Annotated in this window: 19 protein-coding genes; 10 read left to right on the top strand and 9 right to left on the bottom strand. The window is 70.2% G+C overall.

The window, feature by feature from the left end:
- Positions 1-80: 80 nt before the first annotated feature.
- The 3 genes from ligD (ABEA33_RS06280) to ligD (ABEA33_RS06270) are packed head-to-tail and all read right to left on the bottom strand — an operon-like array spanning position 81 to position 2,628.
- On the bottom strand, positions 81-1,001 hold the full coding sequence (ligD, locus tag ABEA33_RS06280; protein WP_345525843.1) for a non-homologous end-joining DNA ligase: 921 nt from the start codon (positions 999-1,001) through the stop codon (positions 81-83).
- Positions 1,001-1,714, bottom strand: coding sequence for a L,D-transpeptidase family protein (locus tag ABEA33_RS06275; protein WP_345525842.1), 714 nt, complete (start codon positions 1,712-1,714; stop codon positions 1,001-1,003). Before ABEA33_RS06275 ends, ligD (ABEA33_RS06280) begins: the two co-directional genes overlap by 1 nt.
- A complete protein-coding gene (gene ligD / locus ABEA33_RS06270) occupies positions 1,711-2,628 on the bottom strand; it encodes a non-homologous end-joining DNA ligase (protein ID WP_345525841.1) in 918 nt (305 codons plus the stop codon). Before ligD (ABEA33_RS06270) ends, ABEA33_RS06275 begins: the two co-directional genes overlap by 4 nt.
- A gap of 18 nt (positions 2,629-2,646) precedes the next feature.
- Between ligD (ABEA33_RS06270) and ABEA33_RS06265 the strand changes: the two genes are divergently transcribed.
- The 8 genes from ABEA33_RS06265 (at position 2,647) to ABEA33_RS06230 (ending at position 9,722) form a co-directional block, all read left to right on the top strand.
- Positions 2,647-3,963 carry a flavin-containing monooxygenase gene (locus ABEA33_RS06265; protein WP_345525840.1) on the top strand — a complete coding sequence of 439 codons (1,317 nt, stop codon included), beginning with the start codon at positions 2,647-2,649 and terminating at the stop codon, positions 3,961-3,963.
- A complete protein-coding gene (locus ABEA33_RS06260; RefSeq protein WP_345525839.1) occupies positions 3,963-4,910 on the top strand; it encodes a bile acid:sodium symporter family protein in 948 nt (315 codons plus the stop codon). The genes ABEA33_RS06265 and ABEA33_RS06260 overlap by 1 nt, the downstream gene beginning before the upstream one ends.
- Positions 4,911-4,986: 76 nt before the next feature.
- Complete coding sequence (locus ABEA33_RS06255; RefSeq protein WP_345525838.1) at positions 4,987-5,904, top strand: SDR family oxidoreductase; 918 nt, start codon at positions 4,987-4,989, stop codon at positions 5,902-5,904.
- Between the two features lie 4 nt (positions 5,905-5,908).
- On the top strand, positions 5,909-6,847 hold the full coding sequence (ku, locus tag ABEA33_RS06250) for a non-homologous end joining protein Ku (RefSeq protein ID WP_345525837.1): 939 nt from the start codon (positions 5,909-5,911) through the stop codon (positions 6,845-6,847).
- Positions 6,848-6,852: 5 nt separating this feature from the next.
- Entirely contained in the window at positions 6,853-7,203 is a 351-nt protein-coding gene (locus ABEA33_RS06245) for a hypothetical protein (protein WP_345525836.1), read from the top strand.
- A 105-nt stretch (positions 7,204-7,308) separates the two neighbouring features.
- Positions 7,309-7,668, top strand: coding sequence for a YciI family protein (locus ABEA33_RS06240; protein ID WP_345525835.1), 360 nt, complete (start codon positions 7,309-7,311; stop codon positions 7,666-7,668).
- Positions 7,669-7,671: 3 nt separating this feature from the next.
- Positions 7,672-8,958 (top strand): RNA polymerase sigma factor, encoded by a 1,287-nt coding sequence (locus tag ABEA33_RS06235; RefSeq protein ID WP_345525834.1) that lies wholly within the window; start codon positions 7,672-7,674, stop codon positions 8,956-8,958.
- A 20-nt stretch (positions 8,959-8,978) separates the two neighbouring features.
- On the top strand, positions 8,979-9,722 hold the full coding sequence (locus tag ABEA33_RS06230; protein ID WP_345525833.1) for a VOC family protein: 744 nt from the start codon (positions 8,979-8,981) through the stop codon (positions 9,720-9,722).
- Here ABEA33_RS06230 and ABEA33_RS06225 read toward each other — a convergent pair whose 3' ends face one another.
- Positions 9,723-11,003, bottom strand: a complete 1,281-nt coding sequence (locus ABEA33_RS06225) for an SLC13 family permease (RefSeq protein ID WP_345525832.1) — start codon at positions 11,001-11,003, stop codon at positions 9,723-9,725.
- Positions 11,004-11,082: 79 nt separating this feature from the next.
- On the opposite strand from ABEA33_RS06225, the gene ABEA33_RS06220 reads away from it, so the two are divergent.
- Positions 11,083-11,844 carry a sulfite exporter TauE/SafE family protein gene (locus ABEA33_RS06220; RefSeq protein WP_345525831.1) on the top strand — a complete coding sequence of 254 codons (762 nt, stop codon included), beginning with the start codon at positions 11,083-11,085 and terminating at the stop codon, positions 11,842-11,844.
- Here ABEA33_RS06220 and ABEA33_RS06215 read toward each other — a convergent pair.
- Genes ABEA33_RS06215 through ABEA33_RS06205 form a run of 3 tightly spaced genes read right to left on the bottom strand, consistent with a single transcriptional unit; the run spans position 11,816 to position 15,669 of the window.
- On the bottom strand, positions 11,816-12,220 hold the full coding sequence (locus tag ABEA33_RS06215; RefSeq protein ID WP_345525830.1) for a VOC family protein: 405 nt from the start codon (positions 12,218-12,220) through the stop codon (positions 11,816-11,818). The genes ABEA33_RS06220 and ABEA33_RS06215 overlap by 29 nt on opposite strands.
- Positions 12,217-14,247 (bottom strand): DUF7507 domain-containing protein, encoded by a 2,031-nt coding sequence (locus ABEA33_RS06210; protein ID WP_345525829.1) that lies wholly within the window; start codon positions 14,245-14,247, stop codon positions 12,217-12,219. The genes ABEA33_RS06215 and ABEA33_RS06210 overlap by 4 nt, the downstream gene beginning before the upstream one ends.
- A gap of 6 nt (positions 14,248-14,253) precedes the next feature.
- Entirely contained in the window at positions 14,254-15,669 is a 1,416-nt protein-coding gene (locus tag ABEA33_RS06205; RefSeq protein WP_345525828.1) for an amidase, read from the bottom strand.
- Positions 15,670-15,765: 96 nt separating this feature from the next.
- Here ABEA33_RS06205 and ABEA33_RS06200 point away from each other — a divergent pair, with 96 nt between their 5' ends.
- Entirely contained in the window at positions 15,766-17,109 is a 1,344-nt protein-coding gene (locus ABEA33_RS06200; RefSeq protein ID WP_345525827.1) for a hypothetical protein, read from the top strand.
- A gap of 227 nt (positions 17,110-17,336) precedes the next feature.
- On the opposite strand, the gene ABEA33_RS06195 is transcribed toward ABEA33_RS06200, so the two are convergent.
- Together ABEA33_RS06195 and ABEA33_RS06190 are read right to left on the bottom strand one after the other, a co-directional pair.
- Positions 17,337-17,975 (bottom strand): hypothetical protein, encoded by a 639-nt coding sequence (locus tag ABEA33_RS06195; protein ID WP_345525826.1) that lies wholly within the window; start codon positions 17,973-17,975, stop codon positions 17,337-17,339.
- Between the two features lie 3 nt (positions 17,976-17,978).
- Positions 17,979-18,554 (bottom strand): hypothetical protein, encoded by a 576-nt coding sequence (locus tag ABEA33_RS06190; RefSeq protein ID WP_345525825.1) that lies wholly within the window; start codon positions 18,552-18,554, stop codon positions 17,979-17,981.
- Positions 18,555-18,657: the final 103 nt, after the last annotated feature.

Genomic DNA, 18,657 nt, shown 5'->3' with positions numbered 1-18,657 from the left:
AACGCTAGGAGGTGGGCCTCCACGACCGGTCAACACCGGACCCACCGTTTGGTAACAGAATCCGGGGGGTGCCTGTGGCTCTACTCGGTGGCAGCGAAGAGATCGCCGTGCTCGGCGACGCGAGCCAGCACCTGCTCCGGAGTGAACTGCTCCAGTCCGAGCGGGTCGTCCGCGCCCTCCTCGACCTCCGCCCAGGTCACCGGGGTCGCGACCGCGGGCCGCTCGCGGCCGCGCAGGGAGTACGGCGAGATCGTGGTCTTGGACCCGGCGTTCTGCGACCAGTCGAGGAAGACCTTCCCGCCGCGGCGGGCCTTCGTCATGGTCGCCGTCACGAGCTTGGAGTGCTCACCCTGGAGCTCCTCGGCGACCTCCTTCGCCAGCGCGGTGGACTCGTCGGAGGGCAGCCGCTTCGGCAGGTCGGCGTACAGGTGCACGCCCTTGCTCCCGCTGGTGACGGGCCGGGTGGCAAGGCCGCGGTCGGCCAGCTTGTCGCGCACCAGGAGCGCGACCTGGCAGCACTCGTGCAGGCCCGCCGGCTCCCCCGGGTCGAGATCGATGACCAGGCGGTCGGCGTTGCGCGGCCGGCCGTTGCGGCCGACCGTCCACTGGTGGACGTGCAGCTCGAGTGCGGCGAGGTTGGCCAGCCAGGTGAGCGTGGCCAGGTCGTCGACGATCGGGAAGACGAGGGTGTCGCCGCTGGACTGAGCCCGCGAGCCGGTCGTGGGGACCTTCGCGGTGCGCACCCACGACGGCGTCCCCGGAGGGGTGTTCTTCTCGAAGAAGCTCGACTCCTGCACCCCGTGCGGCCAGCGGATCCGGGTCACGCACCGGTCCTTCAGCAGCGGCAGCAGCACCGGCGAGACCTGCGCGTAGTAGTTGAGCACCTCGCCCTTGGTGAAGCCGGTGCGCGGGTAGAGCACCTTGTGCAGGTTGCTGATGGTCAGCGTGCGGCCGTCGACCTGGACGCGGACCTCCTCCTTCTCGGGCGCCGGCTTCGCCATCAGCGGCCGATCGCGATCAGCGGCTTGCGGTCGGGATCGAGCCGGGCCATCAACCTCTGGATGAACCAGCGTGGTGCGCTCACGCAGCCCGCCGTGGCGCCCGATCCGTTGACGTGCAGGAAGATCCCGGAGCCGCGGTGTCGCACCTGGTCGCGGTTGAAGTCGACGACGATCGACCACTCGTACTGGGATCGGTAGTCGGTGAGCCGCTCGGAGGAGTTGGGGTCGCTCGGCGGAAGCCACCAACGGAAGCCGCCCTGGCTCCGGTTGCGGAAGCGGTTGTAATGAGGCGACCGGTTGTCCTGCACCCAGAAGTCGCCACTGCGGACCTTGCGGTACGGCAGGTCCCAGGCGGCGTCACGGCCGTGCATGCCGAAGGCCCAGGGCAGGTCGTAGGTCCCGAGCGGCGTGGTGCCGGTGTTCTGCACCCGTCGCGAGCCGGGCACCAGGCCGCCGTACCCGATCCGGCCGTCGAAGGCCCGGATCCGCTGCTGCCAGCGACCGTCGGCGTACGCCCAGAGGGTCACCCGGGCACGGTGGCCGGTGGTGCGGTTGACGGTGACGACCTGGGTGGTGCCCGCGTGGAGGCGTACGTCGACGCCGTCGAGGCGGACGTGGCTCCTCTCGGCACCGGCAGGCGCCGGCACCAGGAAGCCGGCGACTCCGACCAGCAGGGCTACGGCGATCCGGCAAGAAGTCTGACGGGTGGTCACAGGTCCTCCGGGTTCAGATCGGGGCGGACCCCCTGGAACGAGGGCTGCCGCAACCGGTCGTACCCACGACCGTGCGTGTCGATGTCGATCACGAGCGCCGGTTCCAGCCAGTGGGTGCCCCGAGCGTCCACCCTGGGCACCTCGTCGTCGAACGGGCTGTCGGCTCGTCCGAGCGTGGCGACCAGCTCAGCCAGCACCGCGCTCTGCTTCGGACCGATCCCGCTGCCCACCCGGCCACGGTAGAGCAGCCCCTGGGACGTCGGCTCCCCCACGAGCAGGGCGGCGAGCCGGTCGGACGAGCCCTCCTGCGGGCGCCAGCCGCCGACGACGTACGACAGCCGGTGCCGGTGCGCGAACTTGAGCCAGTGCGGGCTGCGCTCCCCCGGGCGGTACGTCGAGGTCAGCCGCTTGCTGACGATGCCTTCGAGTCCCTGCTGGAGCGTGGCGTCGTGGAGCATCGCTCCGTCGTCGTACGGCGCCGGGACCTGCCACGACCCGTTGATCTCGAGTCCGGCCAGGAGATCCCGCCGGACCTGCAGCGACTCCCCGAGGAGGTTGCGGCCGTCGAGGCGGAGCAGGTCGAAGACCATGTAGATCGCGGGGACCTCGACGGAGAGGCGCGCGGCGGTGGTCGCCTTGCGGACGTGCATCCGGTCCTGGAGGGTACGGAAGTCAGGCAGGCCCCGCGCGTTGAGCGCGATGATCTCGCCGTCCACCAGCAGGTCACGGTCGCCGAGAGGGCTGGCCGACAGCTCCGGCCAGGCGATCGTGATGGCGTTCTCGTTGCGGCTGGTCATCCGCAGGGTGCCGTCGCGGACCTCGGTGAGCGCGCGGACGCCGTCCCACTTCACCTCGTGGGTCCAGGTGTCGCCACTTGGCACATGGGTGCCACGGGTAGCCAGCATCGGACGCATGCGGCCATCATGCCTCTCGTGAACTCGACCGGCCCGCTCGACAATCCGGCCTCGTACGCCGTCATCGGCGCCGGCCCGTCCGGCCTGGCCGCCGCGCGCAACCTGCAGCGCTTCGACATCCCCTGGTCGGGCTACGAGCTGGCCGCGGGGGTCGGCGGGCTCTGGGACATCGACGGACCGCGGAGCACGGTCTACGAGTCCGCGCACCTGATCTCGTCGAAGCGGACCACGGAGTTCACCGAGCACCCGATGCGCGACGAGGTGGCCGACTACCCCTCGCACCGCGACCTGCTGGCGTACTTCCGCGACTTCGCGTCGACCCACGACCTCGCTTCCGGATTCGCGTTCGGGACCGAAGTCATCTCGGCTCGGCCGGAGGGAGAGGGCTGGGTCGTGGTCAGCGAGGGCCCGGACGGGCGGGTCGAGCGCCGCCACGCGGGGGTGATCGCTGCGAACGGGACGCTGAGCGAGCCGTCGGTCCCGACGTTCGAGGGCCGCTTCGACGGGGAGATGTTCCACACCAGCGCCTACAAGTCGCCCACGGTCTTCGCGGGCAAGCGGGTGCTGATCATCGGTGCGGGCAACTCGGGCTGCGACATCGCCGTGGACGCGGTGCACCACTCGGCGTCGGTCGACATCGCCGTCCGCCGCGGCTACTACTTCGTGCCGAAGTACCTCTTCGGCAAGCCCTCGGACACCCTCAACCAGGGCAAGCCGCTGCCGCCCCGGATCAAGCAGGCGATCGACTCGCGGGTGCTCAGGATGTTCACGGGCGACCCGGTGCGGTTCGGCTTCCCGAAGCCCGACTACAAGATCTACGAGTCGCACCCGATCGTGAACTCCCTGATCCTGCACCACCTCGGCCACGGCGACCTGAGCGTGAAGCCGGACATCCGCCGCCTCGACGGGGACGCGGTCGTCTTCGCGGACGGCTCACGGACGGCGTACGACGTGATCGTGCTGGCCACCGGCTACCACCTGCACTACCCGTTCCTGAGCCCCGAGCTGCTGCGGTGGGCGGGCCATGGGAGCGCGCCGGACCTCTACCTCAACATCTTCACGCAGGAGGACCCCAACCTCTTCGTGCTCGGGATGATCGAGGCCTCCGGCATCGGCTGGCAGGGGCGCTACGAGCAGGCCGAGCTGGTCGCGTCGTACCTCCGGGCCCGCTCGACGGCGCCGACGGCCGCGCACGCCCTGGAGGAGCGGATCGCCGGGCCGCGGCCGGACCTGTCCGGCGGATACCACTACCTCGGGCTGGAACGGATGTCCTACTACGTCAACAAGGACGCCTACCGCTCTGCGGTGCGGTCCGAGATCGAGAGGCTGCGCTGATGCTCGCCCAGTTGACCATCCTGGCCACCGACCTCGACGACATCAAGATCGACTTCGACTCGGGGTCGCTGACGTTCCTCAAGGTCGTGATCGCGCTGATCCTCTTCGGGGTCGCGCTGGACACCAAGCTCGAGGACTTCGCCGCCGCGATCCGGCGGCCCGTCCCGATCGCGATCGGCGTCGTGGCGCAGTTCGTGCTGCTGCCGGCGCTGACCTTCCTGCTGACGATCCTGCTCGATGTCCGGGGCTCGGTCGCGCTCGGCATGATCCTGGTGGCGTGCTGCCCACCGGGCAACGTCTCCAACATCCTCACGCACCGCTCGGGCGGCGACGTGGCGCTGTCGGTCTCGATGACCGCGGTCAGCAACGTGCTGTCGATCTTCCTGCTGCCGATCAACCTGGCCTTCTGGGGCGGCCTCTCCCCCGCCGGTGACGACCTGCTGCAGTCAGTCGACATGAGCATCTGGGAGACGTTCGGCGAGATCGCGCTGGTGATCGGCCTGCCGTTCGTCGCCGGCATCGGCATCTCACGGATCTGGCCGCGGGTCGGCGCGCGCGCCCACAAGATCGTCGGGCCGGTGTCGTTCATCCTGCTGGCCGCCATCATCGTGCTCGGCTTCGTCGGCAACTTCGACATCTTCCAGGACTACATCACCATCGTCCTGCTGGCGGTCTTCCTCCAGAACGCGCTCGCCCTCGCGCTGGGCTACGCGATCGCCCGCGCCACCCGGCTGCCCGTCCGGCAGCAGAAGGCGATGACGTTCGAGGTCGGCGTCCGCAACACCGGTCTCGGGCTGCTGCTCGTCTTCACGTACTTCGACGGCCTCGGCGGGATGGCGCTGGTCGCCGCCTGGTGGGGTCTCTACGACATCATCACCGGCCTGGTCGTCGCCGAGGTCTGGCGCCGTCGTACGCCGGTCGCGCCCGAGGCCGCGGTGACCGTATGAGCGAGCGCAGCGAGCGAACCGTTCAACACAGTGGGGACTGTGCCTCATGCGCGCACGGAGCGAAGCGAGTAAGCGCATGAGAGTGCTCGTCACCGGAGGCAGCGGCTTCCTCGGCAGCTCGGTGGTCGCCGGCCTGATCGCGGCGGGGCACGAGGTGGTCAGCGCCGACCTGCGCCCACCTGCGGTGGAGATGGACGTGACCTCGCAGTCCCAGGTCGACGCGGTGATCGGGGCGGCGAAGCCGGAGGTCGTCGTCCACCTCGCCTCGATCGTGACGCCAGGACCAGGCTCGACCCGCGAGCTGGAGTACGCCGTGGACGTCACCGGCACCCGTCACGTCCTGGACGCGTGCGTGACCCACGGCGTACGCCGGGTCGTGGTGTCGTCGAGCGGGGCGGCCTACGGCTACCACCCGGACAACCCGGCCTGGATCACCGAGGACCAGCCGCTGCGAGGCAACGACGAGTTCGCCTACAGCCAGCACAAGCGGCTGGTGGAGGAGATGCTGGCGGAGTTCCGGCAGAGGCAACCGTCGCTGGAGCAGGTCGTGCTGCGGATCGGCACGATCCTCGGGGCGTCGGTCGACAATCAGATCACCGCACTCTTCGAGCGCAAGCGGCTGCTGCGGATCAAGGGCTCGGAGTCGCCCTTCGTCTTCGTCTGGGACACCGACGTCGTCGCGGTCATCCAACAGGCTGTCACCGGCCCGGTCACCGGCGTCTTCAACATCGCCGGCGATGGGGCTCTGACGATCACCGAGATCGCGGCGCTGCTCGAGAAGCCGGTGCTCACCATCCCCGAGCCGGCCCTCCGGGCCGCGCTCGCGGTCGGGCGACGGCTGCGGCTCACGCCGTACGGGCCGGAGCAGACGATGTTCCTGCAGTACCGCCCGGTGCTCGCCAACGACCGGCTCAAGACCGTCTTCGGCTTCACCCCGACTCGAACATCTCGCGAAGCCTTCGATGAATGGCGGCGGTCTCGCCGGTCATACTGAGACCATGCGAGCAATCTGGAAGGGCGCCGTGTCGTTCGGGCTGGTGAGCGTGCCCGTCAAGCTGTACGCCGCGACCGAGTCGCACGACGTCTCGTTCCGCCAGGTGCATGCCAAGGACGGTGGCCGGATCAAGTACCAGCGGGTCTGCTCCCTCGACGGCGAGGAGGTCGCGTACGCCGACATCGCGAAGGGCTACGAGACCGAGGACGGCGAGATGGTCATCCTCACCGACGACGACATGGCCGAGCTGCCGTCGACGTCGTCGAGGGAGATCTCGGTCGAGAAGTTCGTGCCGTCCGACCAGATCGACCCGCTGCTCTTCGAGAAGTCCTACTACCTCGAGCCTGAGTCGAGCGGCGCGAAGCCCTACTCCCTGCTGCGCCAGGCCCTGCTCGACGCCGACCGGATGGCCGTCGTGACCGTCGCTCTGCGGCAGCGCACGACCGTCGCCGTGCTCCGCGTACGCGACGACGTGATCGTGCTCCAGACGATGATGTGGCCCGACGAGGTGCGCACCCCCGACTTCTCGGTCGAGACCGGCGAGATCAAGCCGGCCGAGGTCAAGATGGCCAACATGCTGGTCGAGACCCTCGCCGGCGACTTCGACGCCTCCGAGTTCGAGGACGACTACGCGGGCGCCGTCGAGGCGCTCGTCAAGACGAAGATCGAGGGCGGTGAGGTCAAGCGCACCGAGACCTCCACCAAGTCGTCCGGCGAGGTCGTCGACCTGCTCGCCGCGCTGCAGCGCTCGGTCGATGCGGCCAAGACCGCCCGCGGCGAGTCGTCGTCCGAGGCCGACACCAGGCCCTCCAAGAAGTCCAGCACCACGAAGACCGCAGCCAAGAAGCCTGCTGCGAAGAAGGCGCCGGCCAAGAAGGCCGCGAAGAAGACCGCTGCCACGAAGAGCGCAGCGAAGAAGACCCCCGCTAAGAAGGCGAGCTGAACCTCGTGAACGTCCAGCCCGGTGGCAGCCCGCTGCGCTTCCGCCTCACCCTCACCGGCCTCGTCGTCGCGCTCGTGGCGGCGCCGATCGCGGCCATCAACTTCTTCGACCTCGACGCGCGCACGCCGTTCACCATCGCCCAGGACGCGCTCTACGACCGCTACGACCTGGTCTTCGTCGACGAGCACGGCAACCCTCTCCCGGAAGGCTCCGGCGACGCGACCGTGTCGCAGTTCAGCCTGGAGTCCGGTGCCACCACGGAGGGCGTCGCCTTCGGCCTCCACGGGCAGATCGTGTCGTGCACGGTCCACGCCCCGAGCGACGACCCGCAGGACGTGACCGCCACCTGCGACTGAGTTCCTGGCCGGGGTGTGTCGAAGGCGGGAGACTTCGTCCGACGCACTGGTGACCGACCGATGACCGGCCGATGACCGACCGAGTCGACACCCCAGGAGACACAGATGCGCTACATGGTTTTCGTGAAGATGGCCCCCGACGCGGGCGACGCCCCGCCGGCGCTGTTCGAAGCGATGGACACGGAGATGGGCCAGGCGTTCGCCGACGGCTCGATGATCGCCGCGGGCGGGCTGGGCGGTGGCGAGCAGATCGTCGAGCTCCGGCTGACCGACGGCGCGATCACCACCACGGACGGACCGTACGCCGAGGCGAAGGAGCTGGTCGGCGGGTTCTCGATCGTCGAGGCCCGCTCCCAGGAGGAGGCCGTCGAGGGCGCCCGCCGAGTGCTCGAGCTGCACCAGCAGTACTGGCCGGGTTGGAACGGCGCCGTCGAGATCCGCCCGATCTGGGGCCCGGACAACTAGTCGGTGTCCGACCAGCCCACGCAGGAGGCCATCACCGCGGTCTGGCGGCACGAGTCGGTCCGGCTCGTCGGCGCCCTGACCCGGATGACCCGCGACCTCGACCTCGCGGAGGACCTCGCCCAGGACGCCCTCGTCGCGGCTCTCGAACAGTGGCCCGATTCTGGCAGGCCCGGCGGGGGCGTCCCTGCCAACCCCGGCGCCTGGCTGATGGCGGTGGCCAAGCGCCGGGCGATCGATCAGTTCCGCCGCAATGACGCCCTGCGTCGGCGTACGGCGGAGCTCGCCCGCGGCCTCGAGGAGGCGGAGATGCCCGAGTTCGACGCCGCGGTCGACCACATCGAGGACGATGTGCTCCGGCTGGCGTTCCTGAGCTGTCACCCGGCGCTGCCGCCTGAGTCTCGCCCTGCGCTGACCCTGCGGTTGGTCGGCGGACTGACCACCCAGGAGATCGCCCGGGCCTACCTGGTCAAGGACGCGACCATGGGCCAGCGGATCTCCCGCGCCAAGCGCCTGCTCGCCGAGTCCGGGGCGTCCCTCGAGATGCCCACCGGCGCCGAGCGCCAGGCGCGGCTCGGGGACGTGCTGGCCGTGGTCTACCTGATCTTCAACGAGGGGTACGCCGCGAGCAGCGGACCCGAGTGGACCCGGCCCGAGCTGTGCCTCGAGGCGATGCGGCTGGCCCGCATCCTCAGCTGGCTGGTGGTGGACGACCCCGAGGTCCACGGCCTGCAGGCGCTGCTCGAGATCCAGGGCTCACGGCTGCCCGCCCGTCGGGACGCCGACGGCCGAGCGGTGCTCCTCGAGGCGCAGGACCGACGCCAGTGGGACCAGCTGCTCATCCGCCGCGGGCTCACCGCTCTGGCCGAGGCCCAACGCCTCGGCCGGGCCGGACGACCCGTCGGCACCTACGTGCTGCAGGCGTCGATCGCCGCCTGCCACGCCCGCGCCCGCCGCCCCGAGGACACCGACTGGCCCGAGATCGCCCGGTTGTACGACGTGCTCGCGGCCGCGGCGCCCGGCCCGGTCGTCGAGGTCAACCGGGCGGTCGCTCACGGCCGCGCACACGGCGCCGACGCCGGACTCGACGTGCTGGCAGCGGTCGACGACGACCCGGCGCTCTCCGGGTCGCACCTCCTGCTCGCCGTACGCGGTGACCTGATGGAGCGTGCCGGACGGCGCGACGAGGCGGCCGCGGCGTTCCGCGAGGCAGCCGCGCTCACCCGCAACGACGACGAGCGAGCGCTCCTCTCCCGCCGCGCCGACGAGAACACCCTGGACAGACGCGCCTGATCAGGCCGAAGGTGGTGGGCATGACCGACGAGTTCCCCGGCCGACCGATCTGGGTCGAGCTCTACACCGCCGACACCGACGCCGCGAAGGCCTTCTACGGCGAGCTCTTCGGCTGGACGCTGCAGGAGACCGGGCCGGAGTTCGGCAACTACGCACTCTTCCTGCGCGACGGGGCACCGGTCGCGGGCCTGATGCAGAACACCGAGGAGGCGCCCAACGCCTGGTCGGTCTACCTCGAGAGCAACAACGCGGAGGACACCGCGGCGATGGCGGCCGCAAATGGCGGACAGGTGCTGCTCGACGCGATGGCGGTGGGCGACCTCGGGCACATGGCCGTGGTGACCGACCCGGGCGGCGCCGCCGTCGGCATCTGGCAGCCGGGTGAGCACCAGGGCTTCGCGGCTCGCGGCGAGGTCAATGCCCCCGGCTGGTTCGAGGTGCTGAGCAGCGACTACGACGCGGCGGTCGCGTTCTACGAGAACGTCTTCGGCTGGGACACCCACACCATGAGCGACTCGCCCGACTTCCGCTACACGACACTCGGCAAGGACGAGCACGCGCTCGCCGGGATCATGGCCGTCGACGGCCCGTCGCGCTGGAGCGCCTACCTGATGGTCGCCGACACCGACGACGCCGTCGCTCGCGCCGTCGGGCTCGGCGGCAGTGCGGTCGAGGCGCCCGTGGAGACGCCGTACGGCCGGCTCGCGACGATCGCCGACCCGGGTGGGGTGCCGTTCAAGGTGATGGGACCGAACCGAGGCTGACTACCAGCCCGGCAGCACCAGCGCCGCCCACACCAGCAGCGGCCCGACCAGCACCACGATCACGCTGTAGGTGAGGATCTGCTTGTAGTAGACCTGCTCCTCGATCGTGTCCGGCCGGTTGGCGAGCATCAGCGCGCCGTTGGTCGAGAACGGGCTGACGTCCACGATCGTCGATGAGACAGCGAGCGCCGCGACGAAGAGCCCGGCACTCACACCGCCGTCGGCGATCAGCGGGATCGCGATCGGGATGATCACCGGCAGCAGCGCCGTCGACGACGCGAACGCGGAGACCACACCGCCGACGTAGCAGAGGATCAGCGCACCGATGACGGCCGTGCCCAAGCCGGCCGCCCAGTTGCCGACGAACTCCGGGGAGCCGGCGGTGGTCAGGATGGTCGCGTAGGTGCTGACCCCGGCCACGAGGAGCACGGTCGGCCAGGCGATCTGCTTGGCCGTGTCCTTGTTCTGCTCCGGCGCCAGGATCGAGAGGATCACCGCCGCCGTGATCGCGACGAAGCCGATGTTCTTGTCCAGGATCAGCGAGACCAGTGCGACGCCGACGAAGGCGAGCAGGGTGAGGACCTGGTCGCGGCGTACGCCGGTCTCCACGGCCACGTCGGTCCCGCCGCCGGTGCCGGTCGGCTCCTCCCCTTCCTCCTCGCGGTCGATCCGCCGCGACATCAGCTCCCGACCGCCGAGCACGACGAACAGGATCGCGGCGAGGATCGTGTTGATGACCAGGCTGGACAGGAAGATCGTGATCTCGCTGTTGGGCAGGTCGTTCTGCTCCATCACCGAGTTGGTGATCACGCCGTAGATGCTGATCGGCGAGAATCCGCCGGCCTGCGCACCGTGCACGACGAACATGCCCATCATCAACGGGCTGATCCCGTAGCGACCCGCGAAGCCCAGGGCGATCGGGCCGATGATCGCGCAGGCCGCGGGGCTGACCGCTCCGATGCCGGTGAGCACCGCGGTGACCGCGAACATCACCCACGGGATCAGCGCGACCCGGCCCCCGACCCCCTTCACCGCGGCTCTGACGATCAGGTCGACCGTGCCGTTGTTGCGGGCGATCGCGAAGAGGTAGGTGACGCCGATCAACGTCAGGATCAGGTCGCCGCTGACGCCGGCCAGGATCTCCTTCTCCTCCAGGTCGAGCGAGTACATCCCGACCAGCCACGCGGCGACGTACGCCAGCGCTCCCATGTTGATCGGCAGCACCGTGCCGACGACGAACAGTGCGACGAGGGCGAGGATCGCCACCCATTCCGGTCCCATGTGGACATCCCTCCGCAGGCGTCTCCCCCGGGATCTGGAGTGACCCCGATCACCTGAGCGCCTCATCTAGGGTTACCCGGTGACCGGCTGGGAACACCTCGCAGTCCTCGGGGCCGGCCTCGGGGCCGGAGTGATGACCTCGACGGTCGGCGTCGCGTCGCTGCTCAGCTTCCCGATCCTCGTCGCGCTCGGCATCCCACCGGTCGTCGCCAACGCGTCCAACACGGTCGGCCTCACGCCCGGGGCGGTCACCGGATCCTTCGGCTACCGGTCCGAGCTGCGCGAGCACCCCGTTGTCACGGGCACGATCGTCGGCACCTGCGCGGTGGGCGCCGTCGGGGGCGCCGTCCTGCTGCTCGCCCTGCCGCCAGGGGTCTTCGAGGCTGTCGTCCCGTGGTTGATCCTCGGCACCTGCCTGCTGGTCGGCGCCCAACCCCGGATCAGCCGCTGGCTCAAGACCGCCGATGCCGCACCCCCGGACGAGCGCACCCGCCTCGCTCCCGTCACCACCTTCTTCTCCACCCTCGTCGGCGTGTACGGCGGCTACTTCGGGGCCGGGTCCGGCGTGATGATGATGGCCGTCCTCGGGTTCGGGTCCAACCTGGAGTTCCGGATCCTCAACGCCCTCAAGACCTTGGCGATCCTGGCGAGCAACCTGGTCGCCAGCGTCATCTTCATCGCGGTCGCCGAGCTCGACTGGACCGCCGTCCTGCTCCTCGCAGCGGGCTCGATCGTGGGCGGGTACGCCGGCGCCCGGATCGGCCGCCGGCTCAACCCGACCCTGCTACGCGGCCTGATCGTCGTCGTCGGTGTCAGCGCTGCGGTGTCGATGTTGCTGTAGCGATGCAGAACTCGTTGCCCTCGGGGTCCGCCATCACGGTCCACGTGTACCCGTACTCGTCCTTGTCCGCGACCCGAGTCGCACCGAGCTCGACGAGCCGCTGGACCTCGGCCTCGACGTCAGGAGCCGCCAGGTCCAGGTGGAGCCGATTCTTGGCCGTCTTCGGCTCGGGCACCTTCACGAAGAGCCAGGTCGGCTCGTCGCCCGGCCCGAGTGGCGCCCAGCCCGCAGTGTCGCGGCGTCCGGCGAAGTCGATGGCGGCGAAGTCGCTCGAGGCGCCGGCATCCAGTGGTCTCCCGAGGGCCGCCGACCAGAAGGTGCCGACCACGAGCGCGTCGACGCAGTCGAGGGTCACGGAGGCGACGGTGACGGTCATGTGGGCGCTCCTTGGTCGAGTCGGTTGCCGCGGCGTCGGCCGACGAGCACGAGACCGGCGCCGAGGAGGACGGCCGCGACACCGAGTGGTGCGAGCCAGCCGATGTTCGCAGGCGCACCGGTGCCCGGCAGCCCGTCGGCCCCGCTGTCCACAGGCGGCGGCTGGCCCGCGTGAGGGGCCACGTCCGGGCGCGGGCTGGCGGCCGGGGTCGGCGGCACGGTCGGGGACGGCGACGGCTGAGGGGCAGGTCCGACCTTGCCGATGACATCGACGATCTCGTCTGCCGGCGGGGACGTGACCCTTCCTCCGCCCGGCCCTTCACCGGTGGCCCTCGCGACGTTCTGGACCTGCTTCGCTCGTACGTCGTCGGCAGTGACGCGGTAGCGCCCGGTGCAGTGGGTGACGTTGCCGGGAGGCTCGACCGTGACCCGGGAGTCGTCGCAGGCCACGTCCTCGACGTGATCGTCGGCGACCCGGATGCTGCTGACGGCGACCTCGCCGACGTTGGTCACGGTGTAGTGGTACCGCACGATCTCGCCCAACCGGAAGGGACCGGGATCGCGGGCCTCCTTGTCGATGTCAATGGCCGCGCGTGTCGGCGGAGGCAGGTCTTCGACGACTTCGACGATCTCGTCGGCAGGTGGTGAGATCGCGCCACCGCCGTCGGCGTGCGCCCGGGCGACGTTCTCGACAGCACCCGCGTCCAGGTCCCGCTGTCGCACTCGGTAGCGACCGTGGCACTCGGTCGTGTTGGCCGGCGCGCTGCCGACGGGTGGCAGCGTCGTGACGTCGCAGGTGACGTCGTCGATGTGGTCGTCGGTGATGCCGAGACGGGTTGCCGGGGCGAAACCGGTGTTGGTGACCCGGTAGACGTAGCGGATGACGTCGCCCACCCGGAACGGACCGGGGTCGGTGGACTCCTTCTCCAGGTCGAGCAGCGGCACCGGGTCGACGGACTCGAGGACGACGTTGCGGATGAGGTGGACGTCGGTGAACGAGCCGGTGGAGCCGGAGAACCCGAACTTGTAGTACTCCGGTACCGGCCGAGGAGCGTCGAAGGTGAGCACTCGATGCACAGCGTTGTCACCGCGGGAGAGCTCGATGGTGACCATGGGATCGGGGGCCGGGCTGATGGTGACCGTGACCGTACGGCGCACCGGCACGAGTACCTCCTCGGCCGCTGCCGGATCCGCGGGCACGGCATCGACTTCGCTGCGAAGGGAGAATGGCAGCGTGCTCTCCCACGGTGGCGTCGTCTGACCGAGGCGGGTGGCCGTGGAGTCGAGGAAGCAGTAGCCGTCCGTACCGTCGCCCGGACCGCGGACGGTGATCTTGTTGGCCTCCGGGACCCGGAACCCGGTGCCCGCTGGCGAGCGACCCTCGGCCGCCGAGCACCCGGTGCCGCGCCGCTCCCAGTCCCCGAAGTAGTTGCCCAGGTAGTCCAGCCCGATGCCGAGGTAGCCCTGGTCGACCCCAGGGATGAACGGCTGGGCCGAGTCGCTGTCCGGCTGCTTCTGCGCGTAGCCGAGGCTGCCACCGAAGGCTCCCGGAGCGGTCAGCGACGAACTCCCACGGGTCAGGAAGAACGCGATGCCGTCCGCGGGCCGCTGACCGCTCGCGGTGGTCGTGCTGCCGTACTGCCATTGCTCGAACGTGACGCTCAGGCCCTGCTCGGCCGGGATCCGGTGGTTGAACAGCACCGCCCCGGACTGGTTGATGCTGGCGTCGGTGAGCTGGAGGAAGCCGCGGCCGTCGGCGTTCGGCGGTGGCACGGGACCGACGCTGGTCACGGTCGAGCAGCCGGCCAGGTCGTGTGCGCCCCCCGGGAGTGGAGCGGCGACCGCAGGAGCGCCGCTCAAGCAAGCCGACCCGAACGCCTCGAACTCATCCTGAGCGGTGCTGTTCTTGAAGGTCTCCGTCACGAAGACACCGCCGCGGTCGGCGGCGGCAGTCTGCGGAGTCGGCAGCGCGGCCGTCCCAGCCACCGCGAACATCGCGACGGTGAGCAGGGCACGGACCCGGACCATGACAGTTCAATGTAGCGCCGGTCCGCACCTTCGGGGCGCGAGCATCGGCCAGGGCCGGGCCTCCTCGAGCTGGGCGGAGAGCGAGAACAGCGTCGCCTCGTCGTCGGTGCGCCCGACCAGCTGGACGGCGACCGGGAGCCCGTCGGCGGCGATGCCGCAGGGCACCGACGCGGCCGGGTTGCCGGCGACGTTCCAGATCGCGGCGTACGCGATCGAGGGCATCGACCGCAGCGAGGCACGGACGGTGCCGACGCCCTCGAGCCGGCCGATCGCCGGCGGCCGGTGCGCGATGGCCGGCGTGAGCAGCACGTCGACGTCCTGGAAGACCCGGTTGGCCTTCGCCGACACCTTCTCGCCCTGGCCGATCGCCCAGTCGCGGACCTTCGGGGTGACCCAGGAGCCGAGCCGGCAGGTCTGGCGGGTACGCCGCTCGAGCCGGTCATAGTGCTCGACCGCCGCCGCCTCGGTGCGGATGCCGGCGAAGAACTGCGGCACGAACGCCGCCGTCGGGTCGGGGTACTTCGGGTCGATCGGGCGTACGTCGTGCCCGAGCGCGGCCAGCAGCCGAGCGGTGTCCTCGACGGCCTGCACGTGGACCGGGTCCGGCTTGACGCCGAGGGAGACCGGCTTGACCGACCAGCCGATCCGGAGACGTCCCGGCGCGCGTTCGGCGGCCCCGACGAAGGAATCGTCACCACCGGCGGTGTAGAGGTCGCCGTCGACGTTGCCGCGGATGACGTCGTAGACGAGCGCACTGTCGCGCACCGAGCGGGTCAGCGGCCCGGCGGTGCCCAGCGACCACCACAGGTGCGGGTGCGGGGCGGTGGTGACCCGGCCACGCTGCGGCTTCAGTCCGAAGAGACCGCAGCTCGCGCTCGGGATCCGGATCGAGCCGCCACCGTCGCCGCCCATGCCGACCGGGACCATGCCAGACGCCACCGCGGCCGCCGTACCTCCGCTGGAGCCGCCTGGCGTGCGGGTCCGGTCCCACGGGTTGCGGGTGACTCCGCGCGAGTCCGACTCGGTGAACGGGAACGCCCCGAACTCCGGCATCGTCGTCTTGCCGATCACGACCGCGCCGGCGGCACGGAGTCGGACGACGACCTCGGCGTCGTGGGCCGCGGGCGTCGAGTTCGCGTCGCCGCCGAAGGTGGTGACCGCGCCGGCGACGTCGATCTCCTCCTTGATAGCGACCGGCACGCCGTGCAGCGGCCCGACCGGCCCACCGGCTGCCAGCTTCGCGTCACGGGCGTCCGCCTCGGCGAGCGCCTCGTCGGCGAGCACCACCGAGAACGCGTTGAGGCCACCGTCACGGTCGCCGATCCGGGCCAGCGCGGCTTCGACGACGGCGCGGGCGGACGCCTCGCCGCCAGCGACGAGCCGTGCGGTCTCGGCCACTCCAGCTGGGTCGGGCACGGTCATGCGCAGACCCTAGGACAGTTGACGACATACTGGGGTCCGGTAGTCCGTGATTGACGACGTTCGATCGGATCTCTGCGGGCCAGGAGGGGTGCCGGCATGAGCACATGGTCGACCGTGGAGGTAGGCCTGCACGTGGCAGCTGGGGCTGTGGCTGCGGCGACGGCGGTGTTCCTCCACGTCACTCCTCTAGGGCAGCGTCGGGTGCTGCGCTATCTGAAGTGGACTGCGTGGTCCACCGTCGTGTGGTCGTTGTCCGTCGCTCTGTACCTGGCGTCAGGGGGCAGCCACCCGTGGACCGCCCTGTGGCTTCCGTCGCTCGCCTTCACGGCCGGGGCCATGGTCCTGTGGGCCGGAAACTTCACGCACTACGAATGGACGCCCGATCGCCGGCTGATGGCAACCTGGGTGGGCGTCCCCACTCTGATGCTTGCGATCCGGGTCGCCGGCGGCGACTACGTGTTGTTCGCCTTGTTCGTCTTCAACACGATCTACTGCTTCGCCCTGCTCCTGGTCGTCACAGCATGGATCGCGCGTCGTATCGATGACCCGAACCCGATCGTCCGCGCGTCAGTTCGCCAGATGCTCCTGATCGCCGCAGCGGTGCTGGTCGCCGAGGCATTTCGGCTCAACGTGACCGACCTCGCGGCGGCCGTGGTACTCGTCATCGTCGCGACCACCGCGGTGCGCGCCGGTGACACCATGCAGGTCCGCCCTGATGCCGACGCCCTCATTGACGACCTCGGCGCCCTGGTCCTGGTCTTCGACGAAGAGCAACAGCTTGTCGATCTCAACGCCCCGGCCCGGCTGTTCTACACGTTGCGCCGCACCGATCCACCAGCGCTGGGGAGCAGCGCGTCGGCCATCCTGGGCGCCGAGCTGCCGGGTCTGGACGTGATCACCATCAACCTGTCGGCGGGAGCCGACATCGTGCGCTTCAGCGGTTACGTCCAGCGCCTCCCTACCGGCGGCACGCCCGCCAAGGGCTGGATCTGCCTGCTGCGCCGGGTGACCGCCGTCCTCTCAGCGGACGACGAACGTACGACGCGGAGAGCACTGATGAACCGCGTGCCCACCCACGACCCCGTCACTGGGTTGTTGACCGACAGAGCGTTCGTCCAGGCGATCTCGAGCGCCGCCGAGTTCCCGGGAGCCGAGCGGGTCCCGATCGTCGTACTCCAGCTGGAAGCCTCAGATGAGACGTCGCTCGCGACCGCTGCCGCCTCACTCGCCCGGTCCTGGGAGGGCCGGATGGAGACCGTGGCGATCGGCCGGTCGGGCGAGCTGCGCCTGGGGCTCGTCGTACGGGACCTGCCGGAGTCCGTGGTCGTGGCGCAGACGGTGGGAGGACGGTCCGTCGTGGGCCGCACAGCCACCGGCGTCGGAACGCTGGCTCACGTGCACGACTTGATCTACGAGGCAGCTGCCCAGCTCGCCGAGTGATTCCAGGCATCTGCTCGAGACGCTTGGGGAATTTCTTCGATTGTTCGCTCCGACGCCCGTAAGTTCTCGGCACCGGCACCGTCTTACACCTGTCGGACAGGTCTGGAAGCCGTTCGTCCGACGCCGTCCGCGTCTTTCCATGGTCGCGGACACGGGGCGCTCCCGGACCCCATGCCGGGAGCGCCCCACCTCACGCTCTGTCGGGGACCGCACTGGCTGGTGGCAGATCAATCCCTGGCGTCGAGAAAGCACCTGAGGCTGGAGAGCACTCCGTCGGGATGGCCGCTGAGCCGGTGGACCGAGACGACGAGGTCCTCGTTGACCGAGGCCAGGGCGGTGACCCGGGTGACGGCCCGATCGACCCGCTCGTCGTCGCCGGTCACCAGTCCCGCCACCCACCACGGGCGCTCTGGCTCGCCGTCCTCACGAACGAGCATGACGCGCTCGCTCGAACAGTCGAGAAGCGCTGACAGCAGCTGTGCGGTCGCGTGGAGGAGATCCTCGGGGCCGAGCAGTGCCGTCGATGCGGCCAGCCGAGAGCTCCTCAGCTCCACGACGACGAGCGAGCTCGGCAGCTCGTCGGCAGGGCTTCCGGGGGCTCCCCACAGAAGGCTCTCCAGGTCGCCACGAGAGCACGTGCGTACGCCGCCCAGGCCGCTGCGCGGGCCAGCCGACAGCTCCTGCTGCGTCCGCGCCCAGCTGCTCGCGCAGGCGCGCAGCAACGGCGCTGGGATGTCGTCGGACGGCGCCAGATCCAGGACGAGGCGCAGGTCGGCGAACACCGTCGTCAGCGGGAGTCCATCTCGTGCCGCTTGTCGGGTCATCGCGACGATGTCGTCCACGAACGGGTCTCTGGAGGCCGCCATCGCTCAACTCGCCCGTCTCAGGAGATCTGCCGCGGCCGCCGCGTCCGGCGGTGCGGCCCTCAGCGTGACAGCCGGCTGGATCGAGAAGGCGAACTCCGAGCAGGCAGCTTCCAGGGCAGCGGTCCGCTTCACCAGATCCGGTGCGTCGCTCACTGCCGCGACCACCCGACCCAGCGACGGCTGGGCCGCCACGGCTGCCCCGCGGAAGAAGGACCGGACCAGCCCGACGACCTGGTCGAGGTCCCGGGTGAGCACGTCGTCCGGAGCGGTCGTCGGAGGGTCCCAGGCGACGATCAGCAAGCGGTCGTCCAGTGCCAGGTCTCCCCAGTGTGACGGCGCGTCCCGTCGTACGATCCGCCGCTCGACCTCTGCCATGGCAGCGACCTCGTCGCGGGTCCCGTCAGAGACGGCGACGGTCCCGAGGAAAGCGTCGGCCCATGCGCTCGACGAGGCCTCGATGACACTGCTCGGAGTGCCGATCCCGATGACGGCGCACAGATCGTCGAGATCGGCGAGGAGATCCTCGATGTCGCGACCTGACCGTGCGTACTCCTGAGAGAGCGCCTGCAACGCAGTCACGTCGACGCGGCCGCTGGGACCGTCGGGCCACAACAACGGGAGATGGGTCCGCAGCTCGGGGGACACACTGACGGCCGACGAGGCAGGTGACGCCCGCGATCCG

It is taken from the genome of Nocardioides endophyticus (genome assembly GCF_039543845.1).
Classification (GTDB): Bacteria; Actinomycetota; Actinomycetes; order Propionibacteriales; family Nocardioidaceae; genus Nocardioides; species Nocardioides endophyticus.
This window is presented reverse-complemented; position numbering and strand designations above follow the sequence as displayed.

What these genes read in the sequence shown, in the direction of transcription:
- ABEA33_RS06230 (WP_345525833.1), top strand. Translation starts at nt 8,979, where the DNA reads ATGACCGACGAGTTCCCCGGCCGACCGATCTGGGTCGAGCTCTACACC.
- ABEA33_RS06240 (WP_345525835.1), top strand. Translation starts at nt 7,309, where the DNA reads ATGCGCTACATGGTTTTCGTGAAGATGGCCCCCGACGCGGGCGACGCC.
- ku (WP_345525837.1), top strand. Translation starts at nt 5,909, where the DNA reads ATGCGAGCAATCTGGAAGGGCGCCGTGTCGTTCGGGCTGGTGAGCGTG.
- ligD (WP_345525843.1), bottom strand. Translation starts at nt 1,001, where the DNA reads ATGGCGAAGCCGGCGCCCGAGAAGGAGGAGGTCCGCGTCCAGGTCGAC.
- ABEA33_RS06205 (WP_345525828.1), bottom strand. Translation starts at nt 15,669, where the DNA reads ATGACCGTGCCCGACCCAGCTGGAGTGGCCGAGACCGCACGGCTCGTC.
- ABEA33_RS06255 (WP_345525838.1), top strand. Translation starts at nt 4,987, where the DNA reads ATGAGAGTGCTCGTCACCGGAGGCAGCGGCTTCCTCGGCAGCTCGGTG.
- ABEA33_RS06215 (WP_345525830.1), bottom strand. Translation starts at nt 12,220, where the DNA reads ATGACCGTCACCGTCGCCTCCGTGACCCTCGACTGCGTCGACGCGCTC.
- ABEA33_RS06225 (WP_345525832.1), bottom strand. Translation starts at nt 11,003, where the DNA reads ATGGGACCGGAATGGGTGGCGATCCTCGCCCTCGTCGCACTGTTCGTC.
- ABEA33_RS06200 (WP_345525827.1), top strand. Translation starts at nt 15,766, where the DNA reads ATGAGCACATGGTCGACCGTGGAGGTAGGCCTGCACGTGGCAGCTGGG.
- ABEA33_RS06260 (WP_345525839.1), top strand. Translation starts at nt 3,963, where the DNA reads ATGCTCGCCCAGTTGACCATCCTGGCCACCGACCTCGACGACATCAAG.
- ABEA33_RS06195 (WP_345525826.1), bottom strand. Translation starts at nt 17,975, where the DNA reads ATGGCGGCCTCCAGAGACCCGTTCGTGGACGACATCGTCGCGATGACC.
- ABEA33_RS06210 (WP_345525829.1), bottom strand. Translation starts at nt 14,247, where the DNA reads ATGGTCCGGGTCCGTGCCCTGCTCACCGTCGCGATGTTCGCGGTGGCT.
- ligD (WP_345525841.1), bottom strand. Translation starts at nt 2,628, where the DNA reads ATGCGTCCGATGCTGGCTACCCGTGGCACCCATGTGCCAAGTGGCGAC.